The organism is Kosakonia sp., assembly GCF_032052965.1.
Lineage (GTDB): Bacteria > Pseudomonadota > Gammaproteobacteria > Enterobacterales > Enterobacteriaceae > Kosakonia.
Map to the genome: position 1 here is coordinate 637,945 of NZ_DAMBVN010000001.1, position 23,228 is coordinate 661,172.

Genomic DNA, 23,228 nt, shown 5'->3' on the forward strand with positions numbered 1-23,228 from the left:
AAAACACCACATCAACACCAGCAGAGAATAAAATATATCATATAGGTTATAATAAAAACCTCTGGTTTATTCACACGCTATAATTTAATAGATAAATTTGTACGTTTTATTTAATGTTATGGTTTTTGCGGTCGATAATTATTGTTATTTCCCGATTAAGTTAATTCGCACCTGCAATAATAAAACCAGCTCAATCATTAATTTCATCAGGTTAGCTGCTAAAATTAGTGCCAGGATTAGTTAACAACTTTTGCCTGTGTGGATTGCATGATGCTCTATGTTTCGTGGGACCCTATTCTCATCGGTATTTCTTTTTTAGTGGCTTTCATTGCTTCTTTTGTGGCTTTGGATAGCGCAGGAAAAGTTACCGCTTCTGAACCAAAAGTGGCCCTTTTCTGGCGCATTTCCGGCGGAGCAACACTTGGCATGGGGATCTGGTCGATGCATTTCGTCGGTATGCTGGCGATGAAAATGCCGATGATTATGCATTACGATCTGCAATTAATGCTGCTCGCTTTTATGATTGCGCTGCTGGCTTCCACGCTATCGATCAACCTTGCTGTCAATGGCAACCACCTTCCCTGGCGACGCCTGCTGCTTGCCACGCTACTACTCAGTACGGGCGTTGTCTCTATGCATTATCTTGGTATGCCGGCGATGATGGGATTTGTCACCATTTACTGGGACCTGAACCGGATTATCCTGTCCATTGTGATTGCTTTCATTAGTGCCGGTGTGGCGTTATGGCTGGCTTTTAGTCTGCGAAAAAATCATCATGGTGTGTTTATCAATCGCGTATTTGCCGCCTTTATCATGGGCGTTTCTATCTGTGCGATGCACTACACCGGTATGAGCGCGGCCAAATTCAGCAACGATGGCTCCGGTATTATCGTGCGCAGCGATGCCATGCATTTAATGCACAACGGTGTCGGTGAACTGGGTCTGTCATTGTGGGTTTCCACCACCACGCTGGTTATTTTCGGCATCATGCTGTTTATCTCGATGATTGACTCTCAACTGCGTACCACCCGTCTGACCGATAGCCTGCGCCAGCTTAACCAGCAGCTGGAAAAACAAGCGCATTACGATGCGCTCACCGGGCTGGCCAACAGGGTGCAATTCGACAATCTCCTGGACGTTTGCCTCAATCAGGCGAAAGAGAAGCAAACCACCTTTGCGCTGATTTATATGGATTTGGATCGCTTCAAACTGGTGAACGATGCCTGGGGGCATCATATTGGCGATCGTTTGCTGGTTGCTGTTGCCGGGCGGCTTTCCGCCTGCCTGAGTGAAAAGATGACGCTAGCTCGACTCGGGGGCGATGAGTTTACGTTGCTGGTGCCCGAAACCAACGAGGCCGAGATCGATGTGTTGATGCGGCGGCTGGTGAAGACCATCCAGCATCCGTTTTATGAGCTTAGCCATGTCATTAACGTCTCGCTGAGCGCTGGGGTAAGCTTTTTCCCGCTCCACGGCGATACGGCGCATGAACTGAAACTGGCAGCCGACACGGCGATGTACAGTGTCAAACAGGAAGGACGCAACGGCTGGGCCGTCTATCACGCGTTGATGATCCAAAAGACCACGCATGCTCCCCTCTTTCTACAGGACTTGTCGCAGGCCCTGGCCCGTGACCAGTTTGAACTCTGGTATCAACCCCAATATACAGCGCCCGGCCACACACTTTGTGGTTTCGAAGCCCTGTTGCGCTGGCGTCATCCACAACAAGGGATCCTTCTACCTGGCGTGTTTCTGCCGCTGTTGGAAAAAACAGGGTTAATGATTTCGGTGGGCCACTGGGTGATTGATGCTGCCTGTCGGCAATTGCACAAGTGGAACAGCCAGGGGTTCTCGCATCTGAAACTGGCCATTAATATCTCCCCGACGCAGTTCGAACAGCATGATCTCTACGATCAGATTACGGACGCACTGACGCGTTATCAGATTGACCCTGGCCAATTAACGCTTGAGATCACCGAAAATACCGCGCTCAAAAACCTCGATCGCAGCGTGCAGTTATTAAATCAGTTTTCAGCGTTGGGGATGACGGTTGCTATTGATGATTTTGGCACGGGTTATTCCAATATGCTGATGTTAAAAAAACTCCCTGCAACCGAACTGAAGATCGATAAAAGCTTTGTCAAAGATATTCGTGACAACAGCCGTAACGTTAAAATTGTCTCTACTATCATCGACATTGCCCACTCCATGAATATGCATGTCGTCGCAGAAGGGATTGAAACGCAGGAACAGCATGTACTGCTAACAAATATGGGCTGCGCGCTCATGCAGGGGTTCCTGTTTGCCCGCCCGCTCCCGGTGGGAAAAGTTTCTGCACTCCTGCACCAAAACGCATTCGCCTTATCGCTCGAATGTGCAGATGTGTCACAAAAAAAGCCTGCATAAGTGTACGCTTTTCGGTTATGTTGCAATGAAGCCATTCAATTGCCACGATTTTCTGTCAGCAGCGCGCTGGCAACGTGTGCGATAACGGGAGTTGCGATGCTGAAACTTCACCTGCAGGCGCTGGATATTCTCGACACCCCGGTTTGGGTGATCGTCCCCGAGAGCGAAACCGTGCTGTTTGCCAACAAACAGGCAAAAAAATTATCCGCTGGCCGTAGCCTTGGCGACATGCGTAACGGTACGTATTCTGCTTATGCGCAACGAAGCCTTTCGATGTATCTTCCGGGTTTAGAGAATCAGGACGAAGTGGTGGAAGTCTGGAGCATCGGTCCGAAGAATGAAGAATCGCCGCTGAGTTGCCGGGCTTCGCTACGTACGCTTGATGATGTCGGCGACGTTTTGATCTTTGAAGGTATCTACCGTACTGTTCCCCCGATGCCCAAACTGGCGCGTGCAGCAGGGTATCAGCCGCGTAAACAAGGGTTTTACGCCCGCTTCTTTTACACCACCTCTGCACCGATGCTGCTCATCGATCCCGTACATGATGGGCAGATTGTGGATGCCAACCTCGCCGCTTTGCAATTTTATGGATACGACCGTGAAGAGATGTGCCAGAAACACACCTGGGAGATTAATACTCTCGGGCGCAGCATACTTCCGGTGATGTCAGAGATTGCCCGTCTGCCGGGTGGGCATAAGCCACTTAATTTTGTACATCGTCTTGCCGATGGGTCGACACGACATGTGCAGACTTACGCAGGCCCTATTGAAATCTACGGCGAGCGCCTGATGCTGTGCATTATTCACGATATTACTGAACAAAAACGGCTGGAACAGGAACTGGAGTACGCTGCGCACCGCGATGCACTCACCGGTTTGTTAAACCGTCGACAATTTTACCACCTGACTGAACAAATCTTACCCACCGCGCTGGACTTCAGCTTGTTGCTGGTGGATACCGACCACTTTAAACAGATCAACGATCGGTTCGGCCATCAACGCGGCGATGAGGTTCTGATTGAACTTGCTCGCACGCTGGAGTCAGGCAGTCGAAGTGGCGATTATGTGTTCCGTTGGGGTGGTGAGGAATTTCTGTTGCTGTTGCCGCACACCACGCTCGAGGCGGCGCTTGAGATTGCCGAACGTGTACGTCTCGCTGTTGCCAGCATCAGCATGTCGGGCCTGCCAGGCATAACCGTCAGCATTGGCGTGGCGCGCCATATGCAGAATGAAAGTCTGGATGCACTGTTTAAACGGGTGGATGAAGCGTTATACCGCGCGAAGAATAATGGCCGCAATCAGGTGCTGGCCGCCTGAAAGCAGGCAAAAAAAAGCGCCCCTGGTGGGCGCATCGTTTCTCTGTGCTTCGCGCGTTAGTGGATACCCAAACGCCAGGCGAGATCAATCTCTTCTTTCAGTTCAATATGCGACAACGTCAGTAAATCTTCGAACTCCAGCCTGAGTTGTTTGAGTTTTTTAAGATACTCGGCCGGGGTGAGTGCACTTTTGTCACGACGAAGATACTCAATCGCCAGTTGGGTGGGGTTCAATTCACTCTCCATAATGTCCTCTTTTGTGATGAAAACGACATTATTATATCACAGCCGAATGCTCGTTTTTTGACCAAAATCGTAAAGCACGCGCCTTTTGACCGGGTGTGACCGCAAAAATAAGCGTCCACATAAAAAAGGGGTTGCAGATTTAAATGATAAAGATTATCTTTCTCAACACTGAATACCTGAGTGAATCAGTCAAGTATTCAGTACGACATTGCTCACATTGCTTCCAGTATTTTTTGCCCGCTCATGAAGCGGGCTTTTTTTCGGCCAGGGCACGCCGATAGCGCGTCTCCCGCGCTTCGTCTCCTTATTTCCTCCATTGTGCCTTCACATTCCTTAAGTAAAATTAATGTACTCCTGCTAAGACAGGAACCATTCCGTAATCAATGAGTTTCCCCTTACCTCCCGTGATGTAAGGGGATTTTTTTATCAATGTTTCAGCAAATACATGGTTCGCGTGTAAGCCACATCTTCAGGGTTATTGATCGGATACCCCTTCAGCCAGGGTTTGATTAAACGGCCGTTACTGTACTGGTAAATCGGCGCTATCGGGGCTTTTTCCGCAATGATGTGCTCTGCTTCGTTATAATCTGCATTGCGCGCTTTGGCGCTGGTTTCCAGTGCCGCCTGGTTCATCACCTTGTCATATGCCGCATCGTTAAACCGCGCAATATTGCTGCTGCTGGTTGAGGTTAATACCGACAGGAAAGTTGAGGGCTCATTATAATCCCCGACCCATGACGCCCGGATCACGTCAAAATTGCCACTGTTACGACTGTCGATATAGGTTTTCCACTCCTGATTCTGTAATTTCACATCGGCCCCCAGGTTTTGTTTCCACATTGAGGCCACCGCAATCGCTATTTTCTGATGGTTTTCCGACGTGTTATAGAGCAGCGTCAGTTTCAGCGGTCGCTGCGGGCCATAACCCGCCGCCTGCAACAACGTTTTTGCCTGCGCGTTCAACTCCGCCTGGCTCATGTGCTCTAACTGCGAAGGCTGGGGTTCAAACCCTGCCGTAACATCCGGGGTAAAGCGCCATGCCGGTTTTTCACCGGTGCCCAGCACTTTTTCCGCCATGATCCGCCGATCAATGGTCATGCTCAGTGCCAGGCGGACACGTGGATCGGCGGTCGGCCCTTTCTGGGTGTTAAACGCATAATAATAGGTACCTAGCTGTGGCGGGGTATAGACCTGCCCCGGAATATCCTTCAACAGTTTTTGATAGAGGTTTTTCGGGAAAGATTCCGTAATATCAACATTGTTCGCCAGATAACGCTTGGTCGCCGCCGACTCCTGATTAATCGGCACAAAGGTGACCTTCTGAATCACCGTCTTCGCATTATCCCAATAGTGTTTATTCGGCTCGAAAACCAGTTTTTCGTTCACAACACGATCGACCAGTTGATACGCACCATTACCCACAAGCTTGCCTGGCCGCGTCCACTCTGCGCCGCTTTCAACGTTTGCTTTCTGCACCGGGTAAAAGGCAAAACTGGCGGCTAAGCTCGGAAACCAGGGAACGGGTTTATCCAGTTGCACTCGCAGCGTATGGGCATCCACTGCGCTAACACCCAATTTGTCTGGTGCCGCTTTCCCTTCGCTGATGTTTTTCGCATTGCTGATACCGGCCAGCGCCGCAAAGCTGGCAAAAGGCGACGTGGTTTTGGGATCAACTAAACGCTGCCAGCTATACACAAAATCTTGTGCTGTAACAGGCGTACCGTCGGACCATTTCGCCTCTTCGCGCAGGGTAAACGTCCAGACCCGGTTATCATTACTTTGCCATTTCGTTGCCACACCGGGAACAATTTCACCCTTCTCGTTCTGATTGACCAGCCCTTCATACAGATCGCGGATCACCTGAATTTCCGGCAATCCGACAGCCTTTGCCGGATCCAGTGTTGCTGGCTCATCTTTGATATGGCGAACCAGTTCCTGCTTTGCCGCGAGTTGCGTACCGGCAGGGACATCCGCAGCCAGCGAAACAGAAGAAAAACCGCACAGCCACAGCGTGCAGCTTAGCGTAGAAAGTCGAAGCGTCATGAGATCCCCTTGTGATGTGTCATTCCCGGCGGAATATGCGGTAATTATTTGTTTTAACACAGTGGAATGCAAATAATGGGGACCTAAACATTGAAGATAGACAATAATTTAACGCACATGGCATGATTTGCCTCGCCCCGCTTTATGCTCAACACTTGTTATACGCACACGACAGAATAAGGAAGCTTATGCCTGCCACACGTCCACGTCCGCAACGCGGTGCTTTTCCTGCGGGTCAGGAACAATATGGCCGTTCCCATTTAGGCGCGCCGCTGCTGTGGTTTCCGGCACCGATCGCCACGCGCGAAAGCGGGCTGATCATTGCCGGCACGCACGGTGATGAGAATGCCTCCGTCGTCGCCCTCTCCTGTGCGCTGCGTACGCTGGCACCTGAATTGCGCCACCATCATGTCGTACTGGCGGTCAACCCCGATGGATGCCAGCTTGGCCTGCGGGCTAACGCCAACGGCGTCGACCTCAACCGCAACTTTCCTGCGGCGAACTGGAAAGCCGGTGAAACGGTGTATCGCTGGAATAGCGCCGCAGATGCGCGTGATGTGGTGTTGTTCACTGGGGAGAAACCCGGCTCAGAACCAGAAACGCAGGCGTTATGCCAGCTGATTCATCGCGTTCACCCTGCGTGGGTGGTGACTTTTCATGATCCGCTGGCGTGTGTGGAAGATCCGCGCGAAAGTGCGCTTGGGCAATGGCTGGCGGAGCAATTTTCACTGCCGCTAGTCACCAGCGTGGGTTATGACACACCCGGCTCGTTTGGCAGTTGGTGTGGGGATATCGACCTGCCCTGCATTACCGTGGAATTTCCGCCGATCTCCGCTGATGAGGCCAGTGAGCGCTATCTGCACGCAATGACCTCCCTGCTGCACTGGGATCCTCACAGATGAAGCTCGCCGGTGGTGAAATGTAATGCCGGCTCAACATCCACTGCCAGCCAGGTGGGACCATCAAGATCGGCAAAACGAACCTGATTCGCCAGCGGTAAAGCGGACGCGATGGCACGAGACGTACAAATCATACACCCCAGCATTAAACCGAAGCCTTGCGCTGATGCCTCACGGGCTAACGCCAGGGCTTCGGTAAGCCCGCCGGTTTTATCCAGTTTGATATTGACCATTTCATAACGCCCGTGTAATGCGCTCAGGCTCTCCCGCGTATGGCAGCTTTCATCGGCACAAATCGGCAATGGATGGATAAAATTGGCAAGAGCATCATCCTCGCCTGCAGGCAGCGGTTGCTCCAGCATGGCAACGCCCAGATCCGCCAGTAACTGGCAGCGCGCCGCCAGCCCTTCGCTGTGCCAGGCTTCATTGGCATCGACAATCAGGGTCGCGTGCGGCGCAGCGGCCCGTATCGCCACCAGTCGCTCGCTGATCAAATGGTCATCCAGTTTCACTTTCAGCAGCCGCGCTCCTTTTTCACTCAGCGCTGCCGCACTGGCGGCCATCTGCTCCGGTGTGCCAATTACGACGGTTTGCGCCGTGGTCACGGTTTCAGGCAACGTCACACCCGCATAGCGCGTCAGCGACGTGTTGGCTTTGCGTGCGGCCAGATCCCACAGGGCGCAATCAACCGCATTACGCGCTGCGCCAGGCGGGAGCAGCGTTTGCAACGTTTCGCGGCTGAGATGGTTTTCCAGCTGTGGCACGATCGTCATAATTTGCGCCATCACCGAGGCTTCGCTCTCGCCATATCGCGGATAGGGCGTGCACTCGCCAACCGCCTTGATACCCTCCTCTTCCAGCTCAACCACCACCACCCGCGCTTCATCGCGGGAGCCGCGCGAAATCACGAATGGCGTATGCAGCGGCCAGGTTTCCTCGTAAATTTTGACGTTTCGCATTCTTCACTCCTCTGCCGCACTGTAAACCAGTATAGATACGAAAATTGGTTTGCCGTGATCTCTACGGATGGCATACACTAGCGGCGACGTTAACTATTTGTAAACAGGAAGATATCTATGTCACAACTCGTTCATTTCCAGGGCAACCCGGTTCCCGTTGCAGGCGCCATTCCGCAGGTTGGTAGCAAAGCCAAAGCTTTTACCCTGGTGGCTAAAGATCTGTCTGACGTCACACTGGCCCAGTTTGCTGGCAAACGTAAAGTACTGAACATTTTCCCGAGCATCGACACCGGCGTCTGCGCCGCGTCCGTGCGCAAATTCAACCAACTGGCGACCGAAATGAACAATACGGTCGTGCTGTGTATCTCTGCCGATCTGCCGTTTGCACAATCCCGCTTCTGCGGCGCTGAAGGCCTGGGCAATGTGATCACCCTCTCCACGCTGCGTAACCCGGAATTCCTTGCCGATTACGGCGTGGGTATTGCGGAAGGCGCGCTGAAAGGTCTGGCTGCGCGCGCAGTGGTCGTTATTGATGAGAATGACAACGTGGTTTTCAGCCACCTCGTGAATGAAATCACCAACGAACCGGATTACGCCGCCGCGCTGGAATCCCTGAAAGGCTAATTGTGCCCCGCTCAGCGGATTGCATTGCCGATATGAAAAAGCCTCCATACGGAGGCTTTTCTTATTCTTCACTTTTCTTCTGGCTCAACCCATATTCGCGGAGCTTATTGGCAATCGCGGTATGTGAAACGCCAAGACGTTTCGCCAACTTACGCGTGCTGGGATAGCTGCGATAAAGTTGGGTCAGTACCGAGCGCTCAAAGCGGCTGGTAATATCATCCAGCGACCCTTCCATCGCCTCTTCGCCGACCGGCGCAGTGGTGGCATCGTAATCGGGTAACAGAATATCCTGCGCCCGTAATTCATAACCTTCCAACTGGGTTAACGCGCGATAAATAGCGTTTTTCAACTGACGCACATTGCCGGGCCATCCGTAACGGCTCAGCAACGGTAACAGATCCTGAGAGAGTTTCGGGCGCGGCACCCCCTGCTCATCGGCAAAGCGGGCCACAAACAGTTCGGTCAACGGCATAATATCCTGAGGACGCTCGCGCAACGGCGGCAGATTTAACGTCAACACATTAAGCCGGTAGTAAAGATCTTCGCGGAACAGCCCCTTTTGCACCAGCTCCACCAGATTGCGCTGTGTGGCGCAAATGACCCGCACATCGACGTGAACTTCATGATCCTCACCCACGCGGCGGAAGGTGCCATCGTTAAGAAAACGCAGCAATTTTACCTGCATACGCGGCGACATTTCGCCAATCTCATCCAGCAGTACCGAACCGCCGTTTGCCTGCTCGAAAAAGCCTTTTTTACCTTCTGGTGCATGCCCAAAAAGCTCACTTTCGACCGACTCTTCGGGAATGGAGGCACAATTCAATGCCAGGTACGGTTTGCTTGCGCGCGGGCTGGCAAGGTGGCAGGCATGAGCCAGTAAATCTTTACCAGTACCGGTATCGCCGGTGATCAGCAAGGGCGCAGTCAGGGTCGCCAGTTTGCGCGCCTGTTCCACAACCTGACGCATTTTCTGGCTCACGGCAACTATCTGGCTAAATGCGCCAACATCCTGCTGACTAAGATTCTGAAGCTGCCGCCCCATACGGATGGTTGAACGGAGCATGACAACGGCGCCGATTAACACCGGCTCGCCCGTTTCGCCCTCCAGATGAACAGGCGTGATCTCCATCAGGAAGTTTTGCCCACCAATAACGACATGTTCGTTATGCGAGTTTTGCGGATTACCCTCCAGCCAGCGCTGGAAATTGAACCCGGCAATTAATTGCGCCGCGTTATGATTGCGCAATTTATCGGTGTCCTGCGCAAAGAGCAGGCAACTGGCCGGGTTCGCCAGTTCTACTTTGCTTTTCATATCCAGCGAGAAAACCGGTTCAGGCAATGCTTCCAGCAATGCACTGAGTGCGCGGTGTTCACGCTCAGACGGCATCCACAACACGGTACGTACGTCGGTGACGCTGGGTATACGGCGGATTTCAGCCATCAGGCTGCTGAATGCATCAAATTGCAGAGCGGCAAAATTGAGGTAGATTCGCCCGACCGGGTCAATTTCAATGCCGCGTAAATCGATACCGCGCAGCACCAGCAGATCCAGCAGTTCGCGCGTCAGACCAAGACGGTCCTCACAAAAAACTTCAAGACGCATGGGAATACTCAGCCTTATTCATTCACGTAATGAAGGGATAATAAGCCACTTCGTGGTTGGCAGGAAGATGTCTGTCAACAAATATTGACAGCCTGGCGGAAAAAGCGGCACTACGCTGTAAAGGTAAGCGCGCAGTGCCGGTTTGTTACTCAGTGGGGGATGCGGTACGGCGTTTTTGCAGCGTCTCTTTGACCTGACCAATAAGCTGACGACGAAAATCACCCAGCCGGGGTTTATCATCCTCCAGCCAGGGCAGCGGGCGGCACAACTCCATCGCCTTAATACCCAGGCGTGCGGTCAGCAAGCCAGCGCCAATGCCTTGTGCTGCTCTCGCAGAAAGGCGTGCAGCAAGATCCTGCGACATCCAGTCCATACCCACTTCACGCACCAGTTCACTTGCGCCAGCGAACGCAATATTCAGCAATACCAGCCGGAACAGGCGCAAACGGCTGTAATACCCCAGCTCAATGCCATACAGCGTGGCGATGCGGTTAATCAGTCGCAGATTGCGCCAGGCGATAAACGCCATATCGACCATTGCCAGCGGGCTGACGGCGATCATCAGCGTCGACTCCGCCGCCGAGCGGTTAATTTCGCGTCGCGCCTGAGCATCCAGCACGGGCTGGACAAGTTGCGCATACAGGCTCACCACTTCGCGATCGTTTTGCGTTTCGTGGATAGCGGCATACCAGCGTTGCAGTGCCGGATGTGCCTGATCGATCCCCGCCTGTCTGGCCAGTTTTTCACAGAAGGCACGCCCTTTCCCCACGCCGTGGCTGTGCAGCAAATCACGTGCTTCCTCCCGCTCCTCAGCACGCTGGCGCAAGCGCCATAGCCGATGCCATTCACTGGCGACCGAACCCACTCCGGCACCAATAATCAGCGCGCCCGCAGCACAGCCGCCCAGCGCAACCCAGTCCTGGGTCTGCCAGGCATTCATTGTCCACTGCACACCCTGACCCACCACGGTGATACCGAATAGTGCCAGACCGGCACTGACCATTTTGCGCCATAAGCTACGTTTTGGCCGCAGCGCCGCTTCGATCAACGCTTCAGCCTGTCCCTCCTCTGGCATTATATCGGTCATCATCGGTGCGAAATTTTCCGCCTGTGCACCGCTGAAGGTTTGGGCGCTTTTAAACCGTACTGTATTTTCTGCCTCCAGCAGCCCGGCGAAATCGATCCTCGGTTTTAACGGCTCGCTCATCGCAATTTGTCTCCTATTAAAAACTCCAGCGCCGCATCAAGACGAATATGTGGCAGCGGTTTATCCACGTCCATTACCTGCGGGCGAAAAGCTTCGAAGTTAAACCCTTGCTTATCCCAGAAGGCCTGCCCAGGCAACCTGGCCGGGACTTCACCAGGATAAACCGTCAGCGGAGAACCATCGCTTAATCGGTGCCCCCGCAGCGCAGGGATCTTCTCACCATTGACCTCGATTAACCCACTTTGTGTTGCCTGCACAGATGCCAGACCCAGGCAGTCCATACTGATCCCTTCAAACGCGGCGTTTTGCCAGGCATCCTGAATAAGCTGTTGCAGCAATGACACCATATTAGCGTGCTGATCGAGCGTAATGTGATCGGCTTTGGTGGCGGCAAAAAGCAACTTGTCGATAACCGGTGAAAACAGGCGGCGAAATAGTGTGCGCTGGCCGTAATGAAAACTCTGCATCAGTTGCGTCAACGCCAGCCGCATATCGTTAAACGCTTGCGGCCCGCTGTTGAGCGGTTGCAGGCAATCGACCAGGACAATCTGGCGATCAAACTTCAAAAAATGGTGTTTATAGAAACCCTTAACAACATGCTCACAGTAGTAGTTGAAACGCTCACGCAACATACCGGCGTTGGTGTGTTTATCTGCCTGCGCCAGCTTCCCCTCTCCGGTGTTATCGACATCCGGCCACGGGAAGAATTGCAGCGCGGGCGCGCCTGCCATATCGCCGGGCAGCACAAATCGCCCCGGTTGAATAAAATGCAGCCCTTCACGCTTGCACTGCTGCAGATACGCCGTCCATGCGGCGGCAATCTCCGCCAGCCGGTTTTCATCGGCTGGGGCCAATGGATCCAGTCCCGCACATAATTCACGCCATTGCTGCGACCACGCCTGGCGCTGGCCCTGTAGTAACCCGGTCATTTGTCGCGACCAGCTCAGATAATCCTGCGCCAGCATCGGTAGATCCAACAGCCATTCGCCGGGATAATCGACAATTTCCAGATACAGCGTAGAGGTGTCTTTGAAATGACGAAGCAGTGAATCATTGGAGCGGAAGCGCAGTGCCAGACGGATTTCGCTGACCCCGCGCGTGGGTGTCGGCCAGACCGGCGGCGTGCCGTATAACTGTGCCAGCCCTTCGTCGTAGGTAAAACGGGGAATGCCAAAATCGCGCTGCGGAACACGTTTTACGCCGAGCAGGCGCTCTTCCCGCACCGCGCTAAGGAGCGGCAGACGGGCCCCGGCATGAAGATTAAGCAGCTGGTTTACCAACGCAGTAATAAACGCCGTTTTACCGCTGCGGCTCAGCCCGGTTACTGCGAGGCGTAAATGCCGGTCCATTCCACGGTTCACCAGCGCGTTGAGTTCGCTTTTAAATCGATCCATCGCCATTGTGTGTCGCCCTGAAGTCAAAACAGTTGCTGATAGTGTATGAGATATGGGCAGGCTGTTGTTAATCAACCAGTCAGAAGGGCAAGATGATCCCGCAGGATCATCTGTTTTGCATAAAACGACGTGAAAATTTATTTGCTGCGCGTTTGAGCAGCGGCTCCAGCGCAAAAGCCAGCAGCAGTTTTACCGGCCGTCGGGCCACCGATTTTACGGCCCAGCCAGCAACACCCGCCGGGCCGTAGCGCAACGCGGTAAGTACAACCAGCTTTCCGGCAATTTTCAGACCCGGTTTGACGTTGCGACGAGCTTGTTGCCAGCGAGATGCCATGGTTCACTCCTTATAGCTGACGAAAACGGCTACGCAGTGAGAAGGTGTCAGAGGTAACGTAACGCTCCATCTGCCGCAGGCGCGCCTCACCTGCCGAAAGTTGCGCATCAACCGCATCCAGTAACTGGTTGGTGCTTTGGGTTTCTTCTCCTTCGACGTAATTGTCCGGCAGCGGATCCAACACAAAATACAAAACGATATACGCCGCTACAACAATAAAGAACAGGCCAAAACACATAGCCAGAATGGTCAGGATGCGCACAATTTTGACCTGAATATCAAGATATTGTGCAATCCCGGCGCAGACACCGGCTACTTTTCCGCGCTGGGGAATACGCCATAATTTTTTGTTAAGGTCGAGGCTTGCCATTAGCGATCTCTCCAGTTCGGGTGCTCAGCATCCAGAATATCTTCCAGTGCCTGAATACGTTCGCGCATCCGTGTTGCATCTTCTGATAATTGCAGTAACCGCTGCTGCTCGTTCTGATTCAGTTCCCCGCGCGAGGTGCGGTTGTTGTAGTGCAGCCACAACCAGACGGGCAAAATGAACAGAATGAAAAGCGTTAACGGTATAGCCAGAAAAAGCGTGCTCATGTGTACTCCTTACAGGGATGACGCGCGGCGTCCTCTGACGCCGCAGCGATTTATTATTGATTATCCTGTTTCATTTTGGCTTTCAGTTGCGCCAGTTGCTCACTGATTTCGTCATCCGCGCGCAGTTCAGCAAACTGCTGATCCAGCGATTTCTGCTTACCGAAACCGTGGCTTTCGGCTTCTGCTTCCATCTGATCGATACGGCGTTCAAACGATTCAAAGCGCGCCATCGCTTCATCCAGCTTGCCGCTGTCAAGCTGGCGACGCACATCACGGGAAGAGCTGGCGGCCTGATGACGCAGCGTTAAGGCTTGCTGACGGGCGCGCGTTTCACTGAGTTTGTTTTCCAACTCGCCAATTTCTTTTTTCATCCGCGTCAGGCTTTCTTCAACCAGAGTCACTTCTTGCTCCAGCGTGTCAATAAGCGTCGTGACTTTCTGTTTCTCGATCAGCGCCGCACGCGCCAAATCGTCTTTCTCTTTACGCAGCGCCAGTTCTGCTTTTTCTTGCCACTCGCTCTGCTGTGCGGTGGCCTGCTCAATACGGCGAGTAAGCTGTTTTTTCTCCGCCAGCGCGCGCGCCGACGTCGAACGCACTTCGACCAGGGTGTCTTCCATTTCCTGGATCATCAGACGCACCAGTTTTTGCGGATCTTCGGCCTTTTCCAGCAGCGAGTTGATGTTGGCATTCACGATATCGGCAAAACGAGAAAAAATACCCATAATCTGTTCCTCTTTATTTCTGTAATCGGGCTCAGCCCTGCTACCTGACAATGTTACGCTGTTGAGCTATTACAATCTTCGTGCCAACTTTTTATCTTTATGATTATTAACGAATTGAATAATTTTACCGCTGTGCGCTTTTCGTCTAGAGTGGTTAATAACACCAACAAGTGGCGAATTTCATCATGGCTGAACACAAGGATAACTTACTCGGTGAAGCAAACAGCTTTATCGAGGTGCTGGAGCAGGTGTCGCGTCTCGCGCCGATTGACAAACCCGTACTCATCATTGGCGAGCGCGGAACCGGTAAAGAGCTGATTGCTAACCGTCTGCATTTTCTCTCCTCCCGCTGGCAGGGGCCTTTTATCTCGCTGAATTGCGCGGCGTTAAATGAAAACCTGCTCGATTCTGAACTCTTTGGTCATGAAGCCGGGGCATTTACCGGGGCGCAGAAACGCCACCCCGGGCGTTTTGAACGAGCCGATGGCGGTACCTTATTTCTGGATGAGCTGGCCACCGCCCCGATGTTGGTCCAGGAAAAGTTATTGCGGGTCATTGAATATGGCGAGCTGGAGCGCGTGGGCGGCAGCCAGCCGCTGCAAGTCAACGTCCGGCTGGTGTGTGCAACCAACGCCGACCTGCCGCAAATGGTACATGAAGGCACATTCCGCGCCGACCTGCTTGACCGTCTGGCGTTCGATGTGGTGCTGTTGCCGCCGTTGCGCCAGCGCCAAAGCGATATCATGCTGATGGCGGATCACTTTGCCATTCAGATGTGTCGCGAGTTATCGCTTCCGCTGTTCCCCGGTTTTACCGATCGTGCCCGCGACACGTTGCTGCATTACCCCTGGCCGGGAAATATCCGCGAACTGAAAAACGTCGTTGAGCGCTCCGTCTATCGGCATGGCAGCAGCGAAACGCCACTGGACAGCATTATTATCGATCCCTTTCACCGCGAGCAGCCAGACGCGCCGCAGGCAATAGAAATTGTGCCTGGCGGACCTCAGTTACCGCTGGATTTGCGCAAATTCCAAAACGATCAGGAAAAAAACTTACTGGAAACCAGCCTGCAGCAGGGGAAATTTAACCAGAAACGCGCGGCAGAATTGCTCGGGCTGACCTATCACCAGTTGCGGGCGCTGCTGAAAAAGCACCAAATAAGCTGAAATCGTCGACAATAACAGCAGTCGTCAGCAGACATTTTTACGAAGCCAGGGTAAGTGCGATACACTTTGCACATTAATTTAAAATCGTGAAGAAATCATGCGTCTGGTTTTCTCTTCCCTGTTATTGACCGCAAGCCTCGCAACAGGCTTTGCGCAAGCGGCAACGCCGCCATCTGCCCCGTGGGCGGATATTCGCGAAAGCGGCTTTGTCTATTGCGTCAATGGTCAGGTAAGCACCTTTAATCCACAAAAAGTGAGCAGCGGCCTGATTGTCGACACGCTGGCGGCTCAGCTTTACGATCGCCTGCTGGATGTCGATCCCTATACTTACCGCCTGGTGCCGGAACTGGCCGAAAGCTGGGAAGTGCTGGATAGCGGCGCCACGTACCGATTTCGCCTGCGCGACGGTGTCGCGTTTCAGAAAACAGCATGGTTTACCCCGCACCGTGCGCTAAATGCTGATGATGTGGTGTTCACTTTCCAGCGCATCTTCGACCGCGAAAATCCCTGGCATAATGTTAACGGTAGCAGTTTCCCCTATTTCGACAGTTTGCAGTTCGCCGACGCGATTGACAGTGTTCGTAAGCTGGATAACCGTACCGTTGAATTCCGTCTGAAAAGGCCGGATGCCTCTTTCTTGTGGCACCTGGCGACCCACTATGCCTCTGTCATGTCTGCTGAATACGCCGCGCAGCTTGCAAAAGAAGATCATCAGGAGCTGCTTGATCGCCAGCCGGTGGGCACCGGCCCGTATCAGTTAGATGAGTATCGTGCCGGGCAATATATTCGGTTACAACGTCACGAAAAATTCTGGCGCGGTAAACCTTTGATGCAACAGGTGGTGGTTGATCTGGGTTCCGGTGGCACCGGGCGGTTATCTAAATTGTTAACCGGAGAATGTGATGTGCTGGCATGGCCTGCTGCCAGTCAGCTTACTATTTTGCGTGATGATCCGCGCCTGCGTCTGACGCTACGTCCGGGAATGAACATTGCTTATCTGGCGTTCAATACTGATAAACCCCCCTTGAATAATCCTGAAGTGCGCCACGCGCTTGCGTTGTCAATCAATAACCAGCGGCTGATGCAGTCCATTTATTACGGAACGGCGGAAACGGCAGCGTCGATCCTGCCGCGCGCATCGTGGGCTTACGATAATGAAGCCAAAATTACCGAATACGACCCCGCCAAAGCACGTGAACGCCTGAAAGCGCTGGGGCTGGAGAATATGACGCTGCACCTGTGGGTGCCGACCAGTTCCCAGGCGTGGAACCCCAGCCCGCTGAAAACCGCTGAATTGATCCAGGCGGATATGGCCCAGGCCGGGGTGAAAGTGGTCATTGTGCCGGTGGAAGGCCGTTTCCAGGAGGCGCGTCTGATGGATATGAATCACGATTTGACCCTTTCAGGCTGGGCAACGGACAGTAACGATCCGGACAGCTTTTTCAGGCCGATGCTGAGCTGCGCCGCCATCGATTCGCAGACCAATTTTGCACACTGGTGTCATCGCGAATTTGACGAGGTGCTGCAGAAAGCGCTGTCGTCACAGCAACTCGCGGCGCGCATTGATGCCTATGACGAGGCACAAAATATTCTTGCGCGTGAATTGCCAGTGCTTCCGCTGGCGTCTTCGTTAAGGTTACAGGCCTATCGGTACGATATTAAAGGGCTGGTGCTGAGTCCGTTTGGCAGCGCCTCTTTCGCCGGTGTCTCGCGGGAAAAACAAGAGGTTTCGCCGCCATGATTATTTTTACCCTGCGCCGTTTGTTGCTGCTGTTGGTGACGCTGTTTTTCCTGACCTTTGTCGGGTTCAGTCTTAGCTACTTCACACCGCATGCGCCGCTTCAAGGCGCAACCATGTGGAATGCCTGGGTGTTCTGGTTTACCGGCTTGCTGCATTGGGACTTCGGTGTTTCCAGCATTAATGGTCAGCTCATTTCGCAGCAACTTAAAGAAGTGTTTCCGGCAACGATGGAACTGTGCATCCTTGCCTTTGGCTCTGCGTTGCTGGTGGGGATCCCGGTAGGCATGCTGGCGGGCGTGATGCGCAGCAAATGGCAGGACCGGCTGGTGAGCGCGATTGCTCTGCTCGGCTTTTCCATTCCGGTATTCTGGCTGGCGTTGCTCTTAACGCTCTTTTTCTCGCTTAACCTCGGCTGGCTGCCGGTTTCCGGGCGCTTCGATTTACTGTACGAAGTCAAAACGGTGACCGGTTTCGCTATTATTGATGCCTGGCTTTCAGACTCGCCATGGCGTGATGAGATGATCGTCAGCGCCTTGCGACATATGGTGTTGCCGGTGGTGACGCTGGCGGTCGCGCCAACCACGGAAGTGATCCGCCTGATGCGTATCAGCACCATGGATGTGATTGAAAAAAACTATATCAAAGCGGCGGCGACACGCGGCCAGTCCATGCTAACGATCCTCCGGCGCCATGTGCTGCACAACGCCCTGCCGCCGGTGATCCCCAAATTGGGCTTACAGTTTTCTACCATGCTGACGCTGGCGATGATCACTGAAATGGTGTTTAGCTGGCCGGGACTGGGGCGCTGGCTGATTAACGCCATTCGCCAGCAGGACTACGCGGCTATCTCTGCCGGCGTGATGGTGATTGGCTCGCTGGTTATCATTGTAAACGTGATTTCCGATATCCTGGGTGCGCTGGCGAACCCATTGAAACATAAGGAATGGTATGCCTTACGATAGCGTCTACAGCGAAAAGCGCCCGCCTGGCGCGCTGCGCACCGTGTGGCGCAAATTTTACAGCGATACCACGGCAATGATCGGCCTTTATGGCTGTAGTGCCCTGCTGCTGCTGTGCATATTCGGTAAGTGGTTCGCGCCTTACGGCCTCGATCAACAATTTTTGGGTTATCAGTTGCTTCCGCCGTCCTGGTCGCGTTATGGCGATGTCTCTTTCTTCCTCGGGACTGACGATCTTGGGCGCGATGTGCTGAGTCGCTTACTGAGCGGGGCCGCACCCACCGTGGGGGGGGCATTTATTGTTACGCTGGCGGCAACATTGTGCGGGCTGGTGCTTGGCGTGTTCGCCGGCGCGACACATGGCCTGCGTTCTGCGGTGTTGAACCACATTCTGGATACATTGTTGTCGTTACCGACGCTGCTACTGGCCATTATTGTGGTGGCGTTTGCTGGCCCACACCTTTCGCATGCCATGTTTGCCGTCTGGCTGGCGCTCCTGCCGCGCATGGTGCGTTCGGTCTACAGCATGGTGCATGACGAACTGGAGAAAGAGTACGTAGTGGCGGCGCGCCTCGATGGTGCTTCCACAATGAATATTTTATGGTTTGCCGTGTTACCCAATATCACTTCCGGCATGATCACAGAAATCACACGTTCGCTGTCAATGGCGATTCTGGATATTGCCGCGCTGGGCTTTTTGGATCTTGGCGCGCAACTCCCCTCGCCGGAATGGGGAGCGATGCTTGGCGATGCGCTGGAACTGATTTATGTCGCCCCCTGGACCGTGATGTTGCCCGGTGCGGCTATTATGGTAAGCGTATTGCTGGTTAACATTCTGGGCGACGGTATTCGCCGCGCAATCAATGCGGGGGTGGAATAATGCCACTTCTTGATATCCGTAACCTCACCATTGAAGTCAAAACCGGTGAAAACTGGGTGAAGGCAGTTGATCGCGTCAGCCTGACCCTTGCGGAAGGCGAAATTCGCGGTCTTGTTGGCGAATCCGGGTCTGGTAAAAGCCTGATTGCGAAAGCGATATGTGGCGTAAGCAAAGAGAACTGGCGCGTCACCGCCGATCGTATGCGCTTTGACGATATCGACTTAATGCGACTGTCGTCCCGTGAACGGCGAAAGCTGCTCGGCCACAACGTCTCTATGATTTTCCAGGAGCCGCAGTCCTGTCTCGATCCGTCCGAACGCGTGGGTAAACAGCTGATGCAAAATATCCCCAGCTGGACATGGAAAGGTAGCCTGCTACAGCGCTTCGGCTGGCGCAAACGTCGCGCTATTGAGTTGCTGCACCGTGTGGGTATCAAGGATCATAAAGATGCAATGCGCAGCTTCCCTTACGAACTGACGGAAGGCGAGTGTCAGAAAGTGATGATCGCCATTGCACTGGCCAACCAGCCGCGGTTATTGATTGCTGATGAGCCGACAAATGCCATGGAACCGACTACCCAGGCGCAGATTTTCCGTCTGCTTACCCGGCTCAATCAGAACAATAACACCACCATTATGTTGATCAGTCATGACCTGCAAATGTTGAGTAAATGGGCAGACCGTATCAACGTCATGTATTGCGGCCAGACGGTCGAAACCGCCCCCAGTGAGGAGTTGATTGCAACGCCTCACCACCCGTATACCCAGGCGCTGATCCGCGCCATTCCAGATTTTGGCAGTGCGATGCCGCATAAAAGCCGGCTGAATACCATGCCGGGTGCCATCCCGCTGCTTGAACAGTTACCGATTGGCTGTCGCCTGGGGCCGCGCTGCCCTTATGCTCAGCGTAAATGCATTGAAAAACCCCGGCTCGCTGGGGCGCGAAATCATCTTTACGCCTGCCATTTCCCGCTGAATATGGAGAGTGAGTGAGATGGTTGAAACCCTGCTCGAGGTGCGTAACCTCAGTAAAACATTCCGCTACCGCACCGGCTGGTTCCGCCGCCAGACCGTGGAAGCCGTCAAGCCATTAAGTTTTACCCTGCGTGAGCGCCAGACGCTGGCAATCATTGGTGAAAACGGTTCTGGTAAGTCCACGCTCGCCAAAATGCTGGCAGGAATGGTGGAACCAACATCCGGGGAACTGGTGATTGATGATCAGCCGCTGCATTACGGCGATTACACGTTTCGTAGCCAGCATATCCGCATGATTTTTCAGGATCCGACGACGTCGCTTAATCCGCGCCAGCGTATTTCACAAATCCTGGATTTTCCGCTGCGTCTGAATACCGATCTGGAACCGGAGGCACGCCGCAAACGTATTCTGGAAACCTTGCACATGGTCGGTTTGCTGCCGGATCACGTTAGCTATTACCCGCATATGATGGCGCCGGGCCAAAAGCAACGTCTCGGACTGGCGCGGGCGCTGATCCTGCGTCCTAAAGTGATCATAGCCGATGAAGCGCTGGCGTCGCTGGATATGTCGATGCGTTCGCAGTTAATTAATCTGATGCTGGAATTACAGGAAAAACAGGGTATCTCTTATATTTATGTTACCCAGCACATTGGCATGATGAAACACATCAGCGATCAGGTTCTGGTCATGCATCAGGGTTCCGTGGTTGAACGTGGCAGTACCGCCGATGTGCTTGCTTCCCCGCTGCATGATTTAACAAAACGCTTAATTGCCGGTCATTTTGGTGAAGCATTAACAGCCGATGCATGGCGAAAAGACCGTTGATTCAATAGTTTCAGTGGTCGGATTAACTCATCCGGCGACTCATGATAGAATCGCCGCGTTTTAACGACGCTCGTCCCAACAGAATGACGAGCGCCACAACAATGAATATAAGGATTAAAGCTATGGGTTTTCTTTCCGGTAAGCGCATTCTGGTAACTGGCGTTGCCAGCAAACTGTCTATCGCTTACGGCATCGCACAGGCTATGCACCGCGAAGGCGCTGAGCTGGCATTCACCTACCAGAACGACAAGCTGAAAGGCCGTGTTGAAGAGTTTGCCGCCCAGCTGGGTTCCAGCATTGTTCTGGAATGCGATGTCGCTAAAGATGAAAGCATTGATGCCCTGTTCACTGACCTGGCGAAAGTCTGGCCGAAATTCGACGGCTTCGTGCACTCTATCGGCTTCGCTCCGGGCGATCAGTTGGATGGCGACTACGTCAACGCCGTAACCCGTGAAGGCTTTAAAATCGCCCACGACATTAGCTCCTACAGCTTCGTTGCGATGGCAAAAGCCTGCCGCGAAATGCTGAATCCAGGTTCTGCGCTGCTGACCCTTTCCTACCTCGGCGCTGAGCGTGCGATCCCGAACTACAACGTTATGGGTCTGGCCAAAGCCTCTCTTGAAGCCAACGTCCGTTATATGGCGAATGCGATGGGCCCGGAAGGCGTACGTGTTAACGGTATTTCTGCCGGTCCGATTCGTACCCTGGCTGCCTCCGGCATCAAAGATTTCCGTAAAATGCTGGCGCACTGCGAAGCAGTTACCCCGATTCGTCGTACCGTGACCATTGAAGATGTGGGCAACTCTGCTGCGTTCCTGTGTTCTGACCTGTCTGCCGGTATCTCCGGTGAAGTGGTACACGTTGACGGCGGTTTCAACATTGCCGCAATGAACGAGCTGGAAATCAAATAATTCCCGTCGCCCCTTCTCATGAAGGGGCGTTTCGCCTTGATATGCCATTCTGATATTTATTATCACCTAACAATCTTTCATCCCTCCCGCCCCTTACGCCAGGATTAAGCAGCAAAAAAGATCCGGCGCAAAAGACCTGACGTCGTATCCGGATCGCCACATTCAGACCAAGGAACGACCATGGAACGACGCCGGATTGAAGGCAAAAATCACTGGTATCATGAGACCCAGTCAAGCGCCAGCCGGACACAAGCTTTGCCGCTGGTTCCCGAAGCAGCCAGTGTTACCGACCCCTTCCTGCTTGATCTGGTCCTGCCCAATGAACTGCTAGCCGACCTCGACAGCCTCGTTACGCCCGCACGTAAACTTTACGCGTTACTGTTCCCGCCCCGTGTGGCCGTGAATCGCTTGCGCACCTTTAGCGCCTATGACCGCCTCAGCACTGCCCTTACCGTGGCGCAAGTGTTTGGTATCCAGCGTTTATGCAACCACTATGCTGCGCGTCTCGCGCCACTGCCTGGTCCGGATTCCTCGCGGGAGAGTAACTACCGTCTGGCGCAAATCACCCAGTATGCACGCCAGCTCGCCGCCTCTCCGTCTGTGATTGACGCCCGTTCGCGCCAGCAACTCGAAGATGTTGGGCTGTCACTGTATGACGTCGTGACGATGAATCAAATTATCGGCTTTATCACCTTCCAGGCGCGGGTGGTGGCGGTGTTGCAGGCTCTGCTCGGCCAGCCTGTCCGCTTTATCCCGGGAATGGAGACGCAACAGGAAGCGGATGCGCACCTTTTTGCCCACCCCGAAGGGGAATGGTTGCCAGCGATGGACGGTGTGGAATTACGCACGGCCAATGCGCCGCAGATGGCCTCTCTCGCACGCTGGCAGCCTTTGCCTGAACTGCGTCTGCTCGCGCCAGTGCTGGCACATGAACATTTGCAACTTAATGAACTGGGCGAGATTGTTGAAAGCATTGCCCGGAGCAACCCGGAACCGCATCTCGCGCGCCTGTCGGCGCTCTATACCGCGCGGATCAATGGGAGCGTATGCTGTTTTGTTGAGCAGTGCCGCCGCTGGCAGGGCCCTTCTGAACCCTTGACCGCTTTTGTCGACGGCGGGCGCGAACCACAGCGCATCATCGCCGGGAGTACGCCGGAAAGCACGCTGATTCAGGCCGCGTACATGCTTACCTGTGCACCGGACAGGTTCAGTCCGCTGCAATTTTCGTTATTGGTTGAGCAGGGCTTTAGCCAACGCGAGGCGGTGAATTTGCTGACCGGTTGTGCGTTACATGGGTGGCTTAACCGGTTGAAAATCGGACTCGTAGAGAAAGCGTAACCCGTGACGGACAACGTGCAGCTTCCATACCAGAAGTGCTGCAGGCGCAGACAGATTTTGCAGAAACAGCGCTTGCTGCAACAGGC

22 protein-coding genes are annotated in these 23,228 nt (G+C 53.6%); 12 read left to right on the plus strand and 10 right to left on the minus strand.

Going from position 1 to position 23,228, the window contains the following annotated elements; translation table 11 throughout:
• The first annotated feature begins 270 nt into the window (after positions 1-270).
• Both RTX30_RS02955 and RTX30_RS02960 read left to right on the plus strand, forming a co-directional pair.
• A complete protein-coding gene (locus tag RTX30_RS02955) occupies positions 271-2,406 on the plus strand; it encodes an EAL domain-containing protein (protein ID WP_312686828.1) in 2,136 nt (711 codons plus the stop codon).
• 96 nt (positions 2,407-2,502) lie between these two features.
• Positions 2,503-3,723, plus strand: coding sequence for a sensor domain-containing diguanylate cyclase (locus tag RTX30_RS02960; protein ID WP_312686646.1), 1,221 nt, complete (start codon positions 2,503-2,505; stop codon positions 3,721-3,723).
• A 56-nt stretch (positions 3,724-3,779) separates the two neighbouring features.
• Here RTX30_RS02960 and RTX30_RS02965 read toward each other — a convergent pair whose 3' ends face one another.
• Both RTX30_RS02965 and RTX30_RS02970 read right to left on the minus strand, forming a co-directional pair.
• Positions 3,780-3,968 (minus strand): YdiH family protein, encoded by a 189-nt coding sequence (locus RTX30_RS02965; protein ID WP_312686649.1) that lies wholly within the window; start codon positions 3,966-3,968, stop codon positions 3,780-3,782.
• Positions 3,969-4,394: 426 nt separating this feature from the next.
• Complete coding sequence (locus RTX30_RS02970; protein ID WP_312686651.1) at positions 4,395-6,011, minus strand: ABC transporter substrate-binding protein; 1,617 nt, start codon at positions 6,009-6,011, stop codon at positions 4,395-4,397.
• A gap of 188 nt (positions 6,012-6,199) precedes the next feature.
• Here RTX30_RS02970 and mpaA point away from each other — a divergent pair, with 188 nt between their 5' ends.
• Positions 6,200-6,913 carry a murein tripeptide amidase MpaA gene (gene mpaA, locus RTX30_RS02975; protein WP_312686652.1) on the plus strand — a complete coding sequence of 238 codons (714 nt, stop codon included), beginning with the start codon at positions 6,200-6,202 and terminating at the stop codon, positions 6,911-6,913.
• Here the strand turns inward: mpaA and ycjG are convergent.
• On the minus strand, positions 6,904-7,869 hold the full coding sequence (gene ycjG, locus RTX30_RS02980; protein WP_312686653.1) for an L-Ala-D/L-Glu epimerase: 966 nt from the start codon (positions 7,867-7,869) through the stop codon (positions 6,904-6,906). The genes mpaA and ycjG overlap by 10 nt on opposite strands.
• A gap of 117 nt (positions 7,870-7,986) precedes the next feature.
• On the opposite strand from ycjG, the gene tpx reads away from it, so the two are divergent.
• The gene (tpx, locus tag RTX30_RS02985) at positions 7,987-8,493 is read left to right on the plus strand and encodes a thiol peroxidase (RefSeq protein WP_312686655.1); all 507 of its coding nucleotides are present in this window, start codon (positions 7,987-7,989) and stop codon (positions 8,491-8,493) included.
• A 61-nt stretch (positions 8,494-8,554) separates the two neighbouring features.
• Here the strand turns inward: tpx and tyrR are convergent, their stop codons facing one another.
• The 7 genes from tyrR to pspA all read right to left on the minus strand — a co-directional run bounded on the left by tyrR (position 8,555) and on the right by pspA (position 14,347).
• Positions 8,555-10,096 (minus strand): transcriptional regulator TyrR, encoded by a 1,542-nt coding sequence (tyrR, locus tag RTX30_RS02990; RefSeq protein ID WP_312686657.1) that lies wholly within the window; start codon positions 10,094-10,096, stop codon positions 8,555-8,557.
• A gap of 145 nt (positions 10,097-10,241) precedes the next feature.
• On the minus strand, positions 10,242-11,303 hold the full coding sequence (locus RTX30_RS02995) for a YcjF family protein (protein ID WP_312686658.1): 1,062 nt from the start codon (positions 11,301-11,303) through the stop codon (positions 10,242-10,244).
• Positions 11,300-12,697 carry a YcjX family protein gene (locus RTX30_RS03000; RefSeq protein WP_312686831.1) on the minus strand — a complete coding sequence of 466 codons (1,398 nt, stop codon included), beginning with the start codon at positions 12,695-12,697 and terminating at the stop codon, positions 11,300-11,302. The genes RTX30_RS02995 and RTX30_RS03000 overlap by 4 nt, the downstream gene beginning before the upstream one ends.
• Positions 12,698-12,803: 106 nt before the next feature.
• Positions 12,804-13,031, minus strand: a complete 228-nt coding sequence (pspD, locus tag RTX30_RS03005; protein ID WP_312686661.1) for a phage shock protein PspD — start codon at positions 13,029-13,031, stop codon at positions 12,804-12,806.
• Between the two features lie 10 nt (positions 13,032-13,041).
• Entirely contained in the window at positions 13,042-13,401 is a 360-nt protein-coding gene (gene pspC / locus RTX30_RS03010; RefSeq protein WP_312686664.1) for an envelope stress response membrane protein PspC, read from the minus strand.
• Entirely contained in the window at positions 13,401-13,625 is a 225-nt protein-coding gene (gene pspB, locus RTX30_RS03015) for an envelope stress response membrane protein PspB (RefSeq protein WP_312686665.1), read from the minus strand. Before pspB ends, pspC begins: the two co-directional genes overlap by 1 nt.
• 53 nt (positions 13,626-13,678) lie before the next feature.
• Complete coding sequence (pspA, locus tag RTX30_RS03020) at positions 13,679-14,347, minus strand: phage shock protein PspA (RefSeq protein ID WP_312686668.1); 669 nt, start codon at positions 14,345-14,347, stop codon at positions 13,679-13,681.
• Between the two features lie 185 nt (positions 14,348-14,532).
• On the opposite strand from pspA, the gene pspF reads away from it, so the two are divergent.
• The 8 genes from pspF to RTX30_RS03060 all read left to right on the plus strand — a co-directional run bounded on the left by pspF (position 14,533) and on the right by RTX30_RS03060 (position 23,142).
• Positions 14,533-15,513 (plus strand): phage shock protein operon transcriptional activator, encoded by a 981-nt coding sequence (gene pspF / locus RTX30_RS03025; RefSeq protein ID WP_312686670.1) that lies wholly within the window; start codon positions 14,533-14,535, stop codon positions 15,511-15,513.
• A gap of 97 nt (positions 15,514-15,610) precedes the next feature.
• Complete coding sequence (gene sapA / locus RTX30_RS03030) at positions 15,611-17,254, plus strand: ABC transporter substrate-binding protein SapA (RefSeq protein WP_312686672.1); 1,644 nt, start codon at positions 15,611-15,613, stop codon at positions 17,252-17,254.
• On the plus strand, positions 17,251-18,216 hold the full coding sequence (sapB, locus tag RTX30_RS03035) for a putrescine export ABC transporter permease SapB (protein ID WP_312686673.1): 966 nt from the start codon (positions 17,251-17,253) through the stop codon (positions 18,214-18,216). Before sapA ends, sapB begins: the two co-directional genes overlap by 4 nt.
• Positions 18,203-19,093 (plus strand): putrescine export ABC transporter permease SapC, encoded by an 891-nt coding sequence (sapC, locus tag RTX30_RS03040; RefSeq protein WP_312686674.1) that lies wholly within the window; start codon positions 18,203-18,205, stop codon positions 19,091-19,093. The genes sapB and sapC overlap by 14 nt, the downstream gene beginning before the upstream one ends.
• The gene (gene sapD, locus RTX30_RS03045) at positions 19,093-20,085 is read left to right on the plus strand and encodes a putrescine export ABC transporter ATP-binding protein SapD (RefSeq protein ID WP_312686675.1); all 993 of its coding nucleotides are present in this window, start codon (positions 19,093-19,095) and stop codon (positions 20,083-20,085) included. Before sapC ends, sapD begins: the two co-directional genes overlap by 1 nt.
• 1 nt (position 20,086) lies before the next feature.
• A complete protein-coding gene (sapF, locus tag RTX30_RS03050; protein ID WP_312686677.1) occupies positions 20,087-20,893 on the plus strand; it encodes a peptide ABC transporter ATP-binding protein SapF in 807 nt (268 codons plus the stop codon).
• 122 nt (positions 20,894-21,015) lie between these two features.
• Positions 21,016-21,804, plus strand: a complete 789-nt coding sequence (fabI, locus tag RTX30_RS03055; RefSeq protein ID WP_061496169.1) for an enoyl-ACP reductase FabI — start codon at positions 21,016-21,018, stop codon at positions 21,802-21,804.
• A gap of 180 nt (positions 21,805-21,984) precedes the next feature.
• Entirely contained in the window at positions 21,985-23,142 is a 1,158-nt protein-coding gene (locus RTX30_RS03060) for a CMD domain-containing protein (protein ID WP_312686681.1), read from the plus strand.
• Positions 23,143-23,228 lie beyond the last annotated feature (86 nt).